Here is a 13,058-nt window from a genome sequence, read left to right as displayed (position 1 = left end):
GCCGGCGGCGGCTTCGGCCGCGCCCTGATCGATTCCGGCATCTCGGGGGTGCTGACCGCGCTGGCCCTGCGGATGCACATGCCCGTGCTGCTGCTGGCCTGGGGGCTGGCGGCGATCATCCGTCTGGCCACCGGCTCGGCCACCGTGGCGATGAGCACCGCCGCCGGCATCCTCGCCCCCCTGGCGCATCAGGCCGGCCTGGCGGCGCCCGAGGCCCTCGTCCTGGCCACCGGCGCCGGATCGGTCGCCTTCGGGCCGGTCACCGACCCTGTCTTCTGGCAGGTCAAGGAATATCTGGGCCTCTCGGTCGGCCAGACCCTGCTGACCTGGTCCTGCATCGAGACGCTGATTTCCCTCATGGCCCTGGCCGCCGCTATAATATACAATATATAACAATGACTTGCGCAGACAAGGAGACGACGATGCCCTTCGCCACCCTGCCGACGCCCTGCGTCCTGATCGATATCGACCGCGTCACCGCCAACATCCGCCGGGCGCAGGATTATGCCAACTCACACGGTTTCGCCCTGCGTCCTCACGTCAAAACACATAAAATCCCAACTTTCGCCCACATGCAGGTTGCCGCCGGCGCCCGCGGCATCACCTGCCAGAAACTCGGCGAAGCCGAGATCATGGCCGACGCCGGCCTCGACGACATCCTGGTCAGCTACAACATCATCGGCTTCGACAAACTCGCTCGCCTCGCCGCCCTGGCCCGCCGCGTGAAACTGACCGTCGCCGCCGACAGCGCCCACACCATCGCCGGCTATCTCCGCACGGCCCGCGCCGCCGACGTACAATTCGACATCCTGATCGAATGCGACACCGGCGGCGGCCGCTGCGGCGTCCAGACCCCGGACGAAGCCGTGGCACTGGCGCAAATGCTCGATGGCGGCACCGGGGCGCGGTTCGGCGGCGTGATGACCTATCCGGCTGCCGGCAAGACCGCCCTCGCGGCCGAATGGCTCGCCGTCGCCTCGGCACGCTTCGACGCAGCAGGCATCCCGCTGCCGGTCGTCTCCGCCGGCGGCACCCCGGATCTGTGGCGCGCGCACACGCTTCCCGGCCTGACGGAATATCGACCCGGTACTTATATCTACATGGACCGCTCGCAGGTCGCCGCCGGCGCGGCCCGGCTCGACGAATGCGCGCTGACCGTTCTCTCCACCATTGTCAGCAAACCAACGCCGAACCGCGCCATCATCGACGCTGGCACCAAATCCCTGACCAGCGATCTGCTGGGCATGGACGGGTTCGGCCATGTCCTGTCCTGTCCCGACGCGACGCTCACCGGACTCAGCGAAGAGCACGGTATCCTACGCGGCGGCGGCCTGCCGCGGATCGGCGACCGGGTCCGCATCGTGCCCAATCATGCCTGCGTCGTCAGCAACCTGTTCGACAAGGTCTATGTCGTATCCGGTGATCGCGTCGTCGACGCCGTAACCGTCGCGGCGCGCGGATGCGTGACCTGATTCAGACGCCAGTGAAACAGGACAAGCCAATGATCAAGAAAATATTCGGGGCGGCGCATGTTCCCCTCTCCCCGGCGGTGCGTGCGGGTGATTTTGTCTTTGTCTCCGGCCAGGTCCCGGTCCGGGATGGCAAGATCGTTGCCGGCGGCGTGATCGAACAGACGCATGCGGTGATGGAGAACATCGCCTCCGCATTGCAACTGGCCGGATGCGCGATGACCGACGTCGTCAAGACCTTCGCCATTCTCAGCGACGCGAAGGATTTCGATGCATTCAACCAGGCTTATGCCGCCTGGTTTCCGTCCGAGCCACCGGCCCGCACGACCGTCGAGGCCAAATTGATGATCGATATCGCGGTCGAGATCGACGTTGTCGCCTATCGTCCGCTTTAGGCCGGCAAATCCGAAATCACACGGGAACCTGACGGGGTCATATCATGCGGGTGTTTGTCGCGTCCTTGGCGACTGAAACCAATACGTTCTCGCCGATACCCACCGATCGGTCGAGTTTCCTGTCCGCCTTCTATGCGCCGCCGGGGGCGCATCCGCCAACCCCCACCTTGTGCTCGGCCGTCTTTCCGGTCCTGCGCGATCGGGCGCGGCGGGACGGATTCACATTGATCGAAGGGACCGCAACATGGGCCGAGCCGGGCGGCCTGGTGCAGCGCGAGACGTTTGAAAGCCTGCGCGACGAGATATTGGCGCAGTTGCGTGCCGCATTGCCGGTAAATGCCATCGTGCTGGGGTTGCATGGCGCCATGGTGGCGCAAGGCGAGGACGATTGCGAGGGCGACCTGATCGCGCGCGCACGTGCGATCGCCGGGCCGGACACAGTGATCGGCGCGACCTTCGATCCGCATAGTCACCTGACTCCGAAACGCGTGGAGAATCTCGATATCCTGAACGCCTTCCTGGAATTTCCGCACACGGATTTCGTCGCGCGCGCCGAACAGGCCGTGGATCTGATGCTGCGGGCGGCCCGGCGCGAAATCCGGCCGGTCATATCCACGTTCGACTGCCGGATGATCGACGTCCTGCCGACCAGCCAGCAGCCGATGCGCGGCTTCGTCGACCGCCTGCGCGCGTTGGAAGGCCAGGATCGGATCCTCAGCGCCTCGATCATCCACGGCTTTCTGGCGGGCGACGTGCCCGAACTGGGGACGCGGATCGCGATCGTCACCGACAATGCACCGGAACGCGGCAAGCGGCTGGCCCGGGAAACGGGCAACGCCCTGTTCGCCATGCGCGGTACGACCAGCATGCCGAAACTGGGGATCGGGCCGGCATTGGTCCGTGCCGCCGGGGCCGCCGCGACCGCCGGCGCGCCTGTGGTGCTGGCCGACATATGGGACAATCCCGGCGGCGGCGTGGCGGGCGACGGCACATTGATACTCGATGCGATGATGAAGGCCGGGATGGACGACATCGCGGTCGGGACGATCTGGGACCCGATCGCGGTCATGTTCTGCCAGGCCGCGGGCGAAGGCGCGCGGATCGCCTTGCGGTTTGGAGGCAAAAGCGGTCCCGGCGCCGGAGAACCGATCGATGCCGACGTGATCGTGCGGCGTGTCGTGGCCGAAGCCTGGCAGAGTTTCGGCGCCAGCCGGGTACCGCTGGGCGCAAGCGCGGTGGTGCGGCCGGCCAGCACGCACATCGACATAATCCTGAACACCAACCGTACCCAGGCTTTCGACCCGGATATATTCGCCGGCCTGGATATCGATATCGCCGCCAAGCGCTATCTGCTGGTGAAATCGACAAATCATTTCCATGCGGCATTCAAGCCGATCGCCGCCGAAATTCTGTATGTCGATGCCGGCACCCATTATCCGTCCGATCCGCGAAGGACGCGATACCGCAAGCTGACGCGCGCCATCTGGCCGCGCCACGAAGATCCGCACGGGGCCGAGACATAGGGCAGATTCCGTTCAAACGGAATCGCGGGCCGCGGCGGACCGACACAGCGGCGGACGGCCGCCCTGTTCGGTGGAATGCATCATCTTTCGGTGATCGGCGTCGTCGGACAGGCGGTTTCAGGATTGAATTTCCGGCCCTGCCCGTCAATCATGCCGCCAAACCCACCGGGAAGGGAATATCATGTCCAATGATGGAATGACGGCGCAAATGGCGAAAAAACCGGGGTTTATCGCCGCTCTCGACCAAAGCGGCGGCTCGACCCCCGGCGCCCTGCGCCATTACGGCATCCCCGACAACGCCTATGACGGCGAAGAGGAAATGTTCCGGCTGATGCACGAGATGCGCGTGCGTATCATGACGGCGCCGTCTTTCAGCGGGGACAAGGTCATCGCGGCCATCCTGTTCGAGCGTACGATGGACGGCTTGGCGGAAGGCAAGCCCGTCCCCAGCTTCCTCTGGGAAGATCGGGGGATCGTGCCGTTTCTGAAAGTCGACAAGGGGTTGGAGCCCGAACGGAACGGCGTCAGCCTGATGAAGCCAATCCCCGGCCTGGACGACCTGCTTGCCCGTGCGGTGAAGCTGGGCGTGTACGGCACCAAGGAACGCTCGGTCATCAATCTCCCAGATCGCGAAGGCATCGCCGCGATTGCGAAGCAGCAATTCGATCTGGCCGAGCAGATCGCAGCCCACGGCCTCGTCCCGATCCTGGAGCCGGAGGTCCTGATCAAGAGCCCCGATAAGGCGGGCGCCGAAGCGATTCTGCTGGAAGAACTGACAAGGGGCCTGGACGCGCTGCCTGGCAGTTATCCGGTCATGTTGAAGCTGACGATTCCCGAAAAACCGGATCTTTATCTGGATCTGATGACGCATTCGCGCGTGCAGCGCGTCGTCGCGTTGTCGGGCGGTTATACGCGGGCCGACGCGTGCAGGCGCCTGTCGGCCAATCACGGCATGATCGCCAGCTTCTCGCGCGCATTGGTCGACGATCTGAAATATACGATGAGCGAAGAGGTGTTCGACGCGACACTGGCGGCGGCGATAGACGAAATTTACCAGGCGTCCACCGTCAAGCTTTGAAGCCCAATGCCGCCTTCCCCCATCCGTCACGGATGGGGGAAGGCGCGGGCCGTCCGTCTATGCCGATCAGGCCGACGCATGCCGGAAGTGATGGATTTCCTTTCATCACTCCACCGTTATTCCTGCATATATTGCGGTTTGGCGGCGCACCCGATAGGGTTATAAAAAATAATAAAAACGAGTACCTCGGACATGGATGTCGTACTAGGGGTCGATGTCGGTACCGGCAGTGCCCGTGCCGGGATTTTCACCACCGATGGCCGGAAGCTCGGTGCGGGCAGCAAGTCGACACGGACATGGCATCCGCGCCCGAGACACGTGCAGCAATCCTCGATCGATATCTGGCAGGCCGTGTGCGACAGCGTCGCCGCGGCGATCGCGGCGGCCAGGCAGAATGTCGCAGGGCCTTTGAATGTGCGCGGCATCGGGTTCGACGCGACCTGCTCGCTGGTGATGCTGGACCGCGACGGCGCGCCTCTGTCCGTCGACATGGACGGGGCGCCCGGCCAGGACGTGATTCTGTGGATGGACCATCGTGCCCTTGCCGAGGCGGCGGAAATCAATTCGAGATCCTTCGACGTGTTGCGTTATGTCGGCGGCGTGATCTCGCCCGAGATGGAAACGCCGAAATTATTGTGGATAAAAAGGAATCTTCCTGACCAATTCGACCGCGCGGGCTATTTTTTCGATCTGCCTGATTTCCTGACCTGGCGTGCGACGGGCGCCGATTCGCGCTCGCGCTGTTCGACTGTCTGCAAATGGACCTATCTGGCGCATCAGGATCGGTGGGATGACTCCTATTTCCGGTCCATCGGGCTGGGCGTGCTGGCCGATGAGGCTTATTGCCGCATCGGCACCGATATCCGTCCCCTGGGCGGCCGTGTCGGAGCCGGCTTGTGCGCGGAAGCGGCCGAAGAACTGGGCCTTCCCCGGGGGATTCCCGTCGCCGTATCGGCGATCGACGCACATGCGGGCGGCATCGGGCTTATCGGCGCTGCGCCGCAGGCCGGCGGGGCCGCTTCGTTCGATCGCCGCCTCGCGCTGATCGGCGGAACATCGAGCTGTCATATGACGGTATCACCGGATGCGCGTTTCGTGCCCGGAATCTGGGGCCCCTATTTCGACGCCATGGTGCCGGGCATGTGGCTGAATGAAGCGGGGCAGTCCGCGACCGGCAGCCTGGTCGATTTCATCATTGCCACGCATCCGGCATCTGACGCGCTGCGCCGGCGGGCCGAGGAAGATGATCGGACGGTCTATCAGGTACTGAACGGCATTCTGGCCATGATGGACGGCGCGGGGCCGGCGGGCGCGCAAACGCGCGACTTGCACGTCATGCCGGATTTTCACGGCAACCGCTCGCCGCATGCCGATCCGGACCTGCGCGGGATGATCAGCGGATTGACCCTGTCCGCGAGCGAGGAGGATCTGGCGCGGCTCTATCTGGCGACCATCCAGGGGCTGGCGTACGGCACGCGCGACATTATCGAGGCCCTGAATCGGCAGGGCTATGCGATCGACACGATTTTGGCGACCGGCGGCGGGACCAGGAACCCGGTGTTCGTCCGGGAGCATGCCAATGCCACGGGGTGCCGGATTTTGCTGCCCGAGGAACCGGATGCCGTCTTGCTGGGGAGCGCCATTCTGGGGGCGGTGGCGGGGGATGTGTATCCGTCGATCGGCGTGGCGATGGCGGCGATGAGTCGGGTTGGGGCGGAGGTGCGGCCGGATCGGGCGACGCGGGCGTTTCATGAGGCGAAGCTGGAGGTCTTCAGGCGGATGTACAGGGATCAGATGGATTATCGGCGGATCATGGGAAAGTAGTGGAAAGTTGGTTTTGGGGAGCGGATCATGGATGGAGCCGTGAGGCATGTCGGGTTCGTCATGAACCTGCGGGGGCGGGCGTTGGGCAGGAAGAGGCATGGTGCCGGCATGTTGCTGTCGCCGGCTGTTGTGCTTCTTCTGGTGTGGTCGCTGGTTCCTCTGGCGATGACGTTGTGGTATTCGACACGTAATTACAACCTGGTGGATCCGACGCTGCATGGATTTTCAGGTGTCAATAATTATTGGTATTTGCTGACCGATCCGGATTTCCTGACCGCGCTTTTGAATACTGCGATTTTGGTCGGTGGGGTACTGGCGATCACCGTGGGGCTGGGGACCGTGCTGGCCGTGCTGTTCGACCAGGCGTTCCTGGGGCGCGGGGTGGCGCGGGTGCTGGTGATCTCGCCCTTCTTCATCATGCCGACCGTGTCCGCCCTGCTGTGGAAGAACCTTATGCTGCATCCGATCTATGGCGTCTATTCCGCCATGATGCGGGCGGTCGGGCTGACCCCGGTGGACTGGCTGTCGAACTATCCGCTGGCGACGCTGGTGATGATCGTGGCGTGGGAATGGCTGCCCTTTGCGATCCTGATCCTGCTGACGGCGATCCAGTCGCTGGACTCGGAACAGAAGGAGGCCGCGCGGATGGACGGCGCGGGGCCGCTGGCGCAATTCCGCTTCATCATCCTGCCGCACCTGGCGCGGGCGATCACCGTCGTCATCATGATCGAGACGATCTTCCTGCTGGCGGTGTTCGCCGAGATCGCGGTCACCACGGCCGGCGGGCCGGGGGTAGCGTCGACCAACCTGGCCTTCCTGATCTATTCCCGCGCGCTGCTGCAATTCGATGTGGGCGGCGCCTCGGCGGGGGGCGTGGTGGCCATCGTGATCGCCAATATCGTGGCGGCGTTCCTGCTGCGCGCCGTCGCCCGCAACCTGGAGGCCTGACGCCATGCCTGCCCGTCATGCGAGAGTGAAGCGCGCGGCCATCGGCGCCCTGGCCTGGGCCGTGGCGCTGTGGGTCTTCTTTCCCATCCTGTGGATGGGGCTGACCGGCTTCAAGAGCGAGGCCGATGCGATCTCGACCCCGCCGCAACTGATCTTCCACCCGACCCTGGCCAGCTATCGCGAGGTGTTCGCGCAGGAGAATTACTGGCATTTCGCGGCAAACAGCATCGCCATATCCGTGCTGGCCACGATCGTGGTCCTGCTGCTGGCGATTCCGGCGGCCTATGCCATGGCCTTTCATCCCGGGCCGCGCACGCGCGGCACGCTGCTGTGGATGCTGTCCACCCGCATGCTGCCCTCGGTCGGCGTGCTGGTGCCGATCTATCTGCTGGCGCGCAATACGGGACTGCTGGATACCCGTACCGGGCTGGTGGTGATCTATGTGCTGACCAACCTGCCGATCATGGTCTGGATGCTGTACACCTTCTTCCGCGAGGTGCCGGTGCCGATCCTGGAGGCCGGGCGGATGGACGGCGCCACGCGCTGGCAGGAGATCACCCAGGTGCTGCTGCCGCTGGCCCTGCCGGGGATCGCCTCGACCGGCCTGCTGTCGATGATCCTGTGCTGGAACGAGGCGTTCTGGTCGCTGAACCTGACATCCTCGTCGGCGGCGCCGCTGCCGACCTTCATCGCGTCCTTCTCGTCGCCCGAGGGGCTGTTCTTCGGCAAATTGTCGGCGGCGTCGACGCTGGCGGTGGCGCCGATCCTGGTGTTCGGCTGGCTGAGCCAGAAGCAACTGGTCCGGGGGCTGACCTTCGGCGCGGTGAAGTAGCCGGATCATTCAATAAAAACAACAAGAACGGGGGGTGTCATGGCGACAGTGGAGTTGCGGGACGTCCGCAAGACCTATTCGGACGAGGAGATCATCAAAGGGGTCTCGATGACGATCCGGGACCGGGAATTCGTGGTCTTCGTCGGGCCGTCCGGCTGCGGCAAATCGACCCTGCTGCGCATGATCGCGGGGCTGGAGGAGATCAGCGCGGGGGACCTGCTGATCGACGGCGCGCGGGTGAACGACATGGGGCCGGCCGAGCGGGGGCTGGCGATGGTGTTCCAGTCCTATGCGCTGTATCCGCACATGAACGTGTACCGGAACATGGAATTCTCGCTGCGCCTGGCCGGCATGCCGGAGGCCGAGCGGCGGCACCGCATCGCCGACGTCGCGCGGATCCTGCAACTGGAGCCCTATCTGAACCACAAGCCGGGGCAGTTATCCGGCGGCCAGCGGCAGCGCGTGGCGATCGGGCGGGCGATCGTGCGCAACCCCAAGGTCTTTCTGTTCGACGAGCCGCTGTCCAACCTGGATGCGGCGCTGCGCGGGCAGATGCGCGTGGAACTGGCGACCCTGCATCGCCGGCTGGGGGCCACGACCATCTATGTGACGCATGACCAGGTCGAGGCGATGACGATGGCCGACCGGATCGTGGTGCTGCGCAAGGGGGTGGTCGAGCAGATCGGCACGCCGCTGGAGCTGTATCACCGCCCGCGCAACCTGTTCGTCGCGCAGTTCATGGGATCGCCGGCGATGAATTTGCTGCCGGCGCGCGTGGTGGCGCGGTCGGACCGGGAGATCACGGTGACGACCGGGCCGCTGACCGTGGTCCTGCCGATGGACGGCACGGCGCTGGAGACGGGGGCCAGCGTCACGCTGGGGGTGCGGCCCGAGCATGTCGGGCTGCATGACGGTGGTACCACGCAGGGGCTGGTGGAGATCAGCGAGCGGCTGGGGGCGGCCACCCTGCTGCATGTGCGCCTGTCCGACGGGACGCAGATCGTGGTGCAGACCGGCGGCGACAATGCGGACAGGCCCGACACGCCGGTCAGCGTCGCCCCCGACCCGGAACATTGCCACCTGTTCGACGCCGACGGCATGGCGCTGGATCATTCGGCGACGCACCCGTTGCTGGTCGGGCCCTGAGGGCGGATATCGAGAGGAATCGGATCGTATGTACACGCAAAAGTTGCGCCTGGACGGCCGCACGGCGGTGGTGACGGGCGGCGCGCAGAATATCGGCCTGGCCTGCGTGACGGCGCTGGCGGAATTCGGCGCGCGGGTGATCATCGCCGACCTGGACGGCCGGCTGGCGGAGGGTGCCGCCGCCGAATTGCGGGCCGGGGGGCTGGATGTCGCGGGGGCGACGCTGGACGTGACCAGCACCGAAAGCGTGGACGCGCTGGCCGCCCGGTTGAAGGCGGAGGAGGGACATGTGGATATCCTGGTCTGCAATGCCGGGATCTGCATTTCCGAGGTCAGGGCCGAGGACATGACCGATGCGCAATGGCTGAAGCAGGTGGACATCAACCTGAACGGCATCTTTCGCTGCTGCCGGGCCTTCGGGCGGATAATGCTGGAGCAGGGGGGCGGCGCGATCGTCAATATCGGGTCGATGTCCGGGCAGATCGTCAACAAGCCGCAGGAACAGGCGGCCTATAACGCGTCGAAGGCCGGGGTGCACCAATATACCCGCTCGCTGGCGGCGGAGTGGGCGACGCGCGGCATACGGGTGAACGCGGTGGCGCCGACCTATATCGAGACGACGCTGACGCGCTTCGGCATGGAGAATCCGCGCTTGTACGACGCCTGGCTGGAGGGGACGCCGATGCACCGGGTGGGACAGCCGGACGAAGTGGCGTCGGTGGTGCAGTTCCTGGCGTCGGATGCCGCCAGCCTGATGACCGGGGCGGTCGTCAATGTCGATGCCGGATTCACGGTCTGGTAGGCGAGGCGGACCGGGCGGCGTGCCGCCCGGTCCTGTTGGATCCCCCGGTCCTGTTGGATCAGGTCCGGCTGGAGGTCATTTCTGGTAGCCGGCCTGGCGCATCGCGCGATTGGCGATGGCGTTGGCGGATTTCAGCCCGCCATCGAGGCTGGTCGCGCCGGTGAGCATGGCGGCCACGATCTGGCCGATCTGGGTGCCGATGCCCTGGAAGGGCGCGATATCGACGAATTGCGCGCCGACATAGGGGCGGGGCTGCGCGGTCTGACCGGAAGGGTTGGAGTGTTCGATCGCCTGGAGGACGAAGTCCGAGAACGGCGCGACCTTCTGGTATTCCGGCGACTGGTAGGACGAGGTGCGGGTGCCGGGAGGGATGTTCACCCACCCGTCGGTCTTGGCGACGAGTTGCACATACTCCTTGGACGTCGCCCATTCGATGAAGGTGCGCGCGGCATCGGCATGGGTCGAGGTCGCCGGGATCGCCAGGTTCCATGACCACAGCCAGGTCGGGCCGCCCTTGAAGACGCCGGTCGGCATGGCGGCGAAACCGACTTGGTCGGCCACGCTGCTCTGCTTCTTGTCGAACACGGTGCCGGCGGCGCTGGTGGCGTCGATCCACATGGCGCAATGGCCGGTGACGAACAGGGAGAGGTTTTCGTTGAACCCGTTGGCGCTGGCGCCGGGCGGGCCGTATTTGGTCATGACGCCGGTATAATAGGCCAGCGCGTCATGCCAGGCCGGCGTATCGATCGTGGCCTTCCAGTCCCGGTCGAAATACTGGCCGCCGAAGGCCGTGACCAGGGTGGTGACATAGGCCATGTTCTCGCCCCAGCCGGGCTTGCCGCGCAGGCAGATGCCGTAGATGCCGGCGGCCTTGTCCGTGGTCTTGGCGGCGAAGTCGCGGATCTGGTCATAGGTCGGGGCGGCGGGCATGGTGATCCCGGCCTTGGCGAACAGGTCCTTGCGGTACAGGGTCATCGCGCTTTCGGCATAGAAGGGCAGGGCGTAGAGCTGTCCCTGATAGCTGATGCTGTCGCGCACGGCCGCGATGATGTCGCCCGCGTCGTACGCGGCGGGCAGGTTGTCGAACTTGTCCAGCCAGCCCAGTTTCGCCCAGAGCGGAACCTCGTAATTGCCGATGGTCAGGATGTCGAACTGGCCGGCATGGGTCGCGATGTCGGTCGTCACGCGCTGGCGCAGGACATTTTCCTCGAGCGTGACCCATTGCAGGTGGATGTCGGGGTGGGCGGTTTCGAACACGTGCGACAATTTGCGCATTTCGATCATCTGCACGTTGTTGACCGTGGCGATGGTCAGGGTCGTGTCGGCGCGGGCCGTGGCGAGGCCGGCCAGGGAGACGGCGACCAGGGAGGCTGCCCCGCCGGCGAGGAGGGCGAAGGTCCGCAGGACCGGTTTTTTCATGTCTGTCGTCATTTTTCTTTTCTTGTTTTTCTTGTTGTCGTCGGGAACGCGCGGAAGAAGAACGGCGGTCAGCTCATCCAGTTGCCGCCATCGATATTGTAGGTCTGCGCGACGATATAGTCGGCGTCGGGCGAGGCGAGGAACACCGCGAGGCCGGCGATTTCCTCGGGCCGGGCCATGCGGCCGAACGGCACGGCGGCGCCGACCATGCGCTTCTTTTCGCCGGGCTGCAGATGTTCGTATTGCGCGAAGCGGCGGTCCACGTCGTCCCAATGCTCGTTGTCCACCACGCCGGGGGCGATGGCGTTGACGTTGATGCCGTATTTGATCAGGTCGAGGCCGGTGCTCTGGGTGATCGAGATCACGGCGGCCTTGGACGCGCAATAGACGGCGACCAGGGCCTCGCCGCGCCGGCCGGCCTGAGAGGCGAAGTTGATGATCTTGCCGCCCCGGCCTTTACCGCCCTGGCCTTCACCGTCCTTGCCTTGCGCGATCATCTGGCGGGCGGCGGCCTGCAGGGTGAACAGCAATCCCTCGACATTCACCGCGAAGACCCGCCGGTAGCTGTCGCGCGTGATCTCGACCGTGGGGGCCAGGTCGAAGATCCCGGCATTGTTGACCAGGATGTCGAGCCGCCCGTGGCGGCCGACGACATGGGCGATCGCCGCGTCGATCGAGTCCTGGCGGGTGACGTCCAGCGCGATGCCGGAATGTCCGCCGCCGGGTTGTCCGTCGCTGGGATATCCGTCGTCCAGGGCGGCGGCCGTCGCGGCGGCGCCGTCGCCGTTGAGATCGCCGATGACGACATGCGCGCCTTCCTGGGCATAGCGCGCGGCGATCGCCTTGCCGATGCCGCGCGCAGCCCCGGTGATCAGTGCGGTCTTGCCCGCCAATGGCTTGGGGTTGGCCATTTTTATTGTCTTTCTTACTTGGCTGGGGGATCGCCGGCGGCATGGCCGTAGCGATCCAGGACGTCCCCGACCGCCTGAAGCAGCAGAGCGTCGGGGGTAGCCGGCAGGGCGCCGGATCGGACGCGATCGTACAGGCGCGGCAGGTACTGGCTGACCAGGGTTGGGGGCAGGGGGGCGGATGACAGGCGTGCGCGCAACGCCTGTACCGCGGCCCCGGCCTCGGCCGTCGGCCAGTAATACCGGATACGATCGCTGTAGCTGAAATGGCGCAGCAGGCGCTGGGCGTCCGGAGCGCCGGGATAATGGCCGGCCCAATGCGCGGGAGCGGCCTGCATGAGGCGTTCCATCGTATCGCGCAGCGACGGCGCGCCAGGGTGCAGGAAGCCCGACATCGCGTCCAGGCCGTACAGTGCCTCACGCAGCGCGAAGGTCAGTTCGGGGCCGACCTTGAGGATGGCGAAACCATCCCGCACCAGTGAGGCCAGGGCGGTGTCCGGCTGGTAGTCGGTCGAATGGGCCTCGAACACCAGGCCGGGCATGTGGTCCAGCGTGGCCGACAGGGCCCGGGCGCGGTCGGGCCGGTAGATCGCGACGTCGTCATGGCCGAATTCCACCCCGGGCTGCACGACGAGGCCCAGCACCCGGGACCAGGCGGCGGGCGCGTGTTCGGCGAAGGCGGCCTGGTGGATCCGCCAGGTGGCCAGCGCGGCG

General features: G+C 65.4%; 13 protein-coding genes. 10 read left to right on the top strand and 3 right to left on the bottom strand.

Annotation, left to right across the window (positions count from 1 at the left end; all coding sequences use genetic code 11):
- From HUK84_RS04790 to HUK84_RS04745, 10 genes are all read left to right on the top strand, one after another.
- Nucleotides 1-393, top strand: a 393-nt coding sequence (locus HUK84_RS04790) for a GntP family permease (protein WP_218064217.1), incomplete at its 5' end; no start/stop codon positions are given.
- Nucleotides 394-422: 29 nt separating this feature from the next.
- Nucleotides 423-1,472, top strand: a complete 1,050-nt coding sequence (locus HUK84_RS04785; RefSeq protein WP_176639242.1) for a D-TA family PLP-dependent enzyme — start codon at nt 423-425, stop codon at nt 1,470-1,472.
- Nucleotides 1,460-1,864, top strand: coding sequence for a RidA family protein (locus tag HUK84_RS04780; RefSeq protein WP_246285392.1), 405 nt, complete (start codon nt 1,460-1,462; stop codon nt 1,862-1,864). The genes HUK84_RS04785 and HUK84_RS04780 overlap by 13 nt, the downstream gene beginning before the upstream one ends.
- 44 nt (nt 1,865-1,908) lie before the next feature.
- A complete protein-coding gene (locus HUK84_RS04775; protein ID WP_176639241.1) occupies nt 1,909-3,387 on the top strand; it encodes a M81 family metallopeptidase in 1,479 nt (492 codons plus the stop codon).
- A 181-nt stretch (nt 3,388-3,568) separates the two neighbouring features.
- Nucleotides 3,569-4,465 carry a fructose bisphosphate aldolase gene (locus HUK84_RS04770; RefSeq protein ID WP_176639240.1) on the top strand — a complete coding sequence of 299 codons (897 nt, stop codon included), beginning with the start codon at nt 3,569-3,571 and terminating at the stop codon, nt 4,463-4,465.
- A 192-nt stretch (nt 4,466-4,657) separates the two neighbouring features.
- Nucleotides 4,658-6,289, top strand: a complete 1,632-nt coding sequence (locus HUK84_RS04765) for an FGGY-family carbohydrate kinase (protein WP_176639239.1) — start codon at nt 4,658-4,660, stop codon at nt 6,287-6,289.
- A gap of 60 nt (nt 6,290-6,349) precedes the next feature.
- A complete protein-coding gene (locus tag HUK84_RS04760) occupies nt 6,350-7,237 on the top strand; it encodes a carbohydrate ABC transporter permease (RefSeq protein WP_176639243.1) in 888 nt (295 codons plus the stop codon).
- A gap of 4 nt (nt 7,238-7,241) precedes the next feature.
- Nucleotides 7,242-8,069, top strand: coding sequence for a carbohydrate ABC transporter permease (locus HUK84_RS04755; RefSeq protein WP_176639238.1), 828 nt, complete (start codon nt 7,242-7,244; stop codon nt 8,067-8,069).
- 39 nt (nt 8,070-8,108) lie between these two features.
- A complete protein-coding gene (locus HUK84_RS04750; protein WP_176639237.1) occupies nt 8,109-9,215 on the top strand; it encodes an ABC transporter ATP-binding protein in 1,107 nt (368 codons plus the stop codon).
- A gap of 28 nt (nt 9,216-9,243) precedes the next feature.
- Nucleotides 9,244-10,017: an SDR family NAD(P)-dependent oxidoreductase gene (locus tag HUK84_RS04745; protein ID WP_176639236.1), complete on the top strand. Its 774-nt coding sequence runs from the start codon at nt 9,244-9,246 to the stop codon at nt 10,015-10,017.
- 75 nt (nt 10,018-10,092) lie between these two features.
- Here HUK84_RS04745 and HUK84_RS04740 read toward each other — a convergent pair whose 3' ends face one another.
- The 3 genes from HUK84_RS04740 to HUK84_RS04730 form a co-directional block, all read right to left on the bottom strand.
- Nucleotides 10,093-11,436 carry an ABC transporter substrate-binding protein gene (locus HUK84_RS04740; RefSeq protein WP_176639235.1) on the bottom strand — a complete coding sequence of 448 codons (1,344 nt, stop codon included), beginning with the start codon at nt 11,434-11,436 and terminating at the stop codon, nt 10,093-10,095.
- A 68-nt stretch (nt 11,437-11,504) separates the two neighbouring features.
- Nucleotides 11,505-12,347 (bottom strand): L-iditol 2-dehydrogenase, encoded by an 843-nt coding sequence (locus HUK84_RS04735; protein ID WP_176639234.1) that lies wholly within the window; start codon nt 12,345-12,347, stop codon nt 11,505-11,507.
- A 14-nt stretch (nt 12,348-12,361) separates the two neighbouring features.
- The coding region (locus HUK84_RS04730; RefSeq protein WP_176639233.1) for a class II D-tagatose-bisphosphate aldolase non-catalytic subunit at nt 12,362-13,058 on the bottom strand (697 nt) is incomplete at its 5' end.

Origin of the sequence: Nguyenibacter vanlangensis (assembly GCF_013376155.1) — a bacterium.
In the GTDB taxonomy this organism is placed as follows: Bacteria; Pseudomonadota; Alphaproteobacteria; order Acetobacterales; family Acetobacteraceae; genus Gluconacetobacter; species Gluconacetobacter vanlangensis.
Note: the sequence above shows the minus strand (reverse complement) of the source record. Positions and strands in the feature narration are given on the sequence as shown.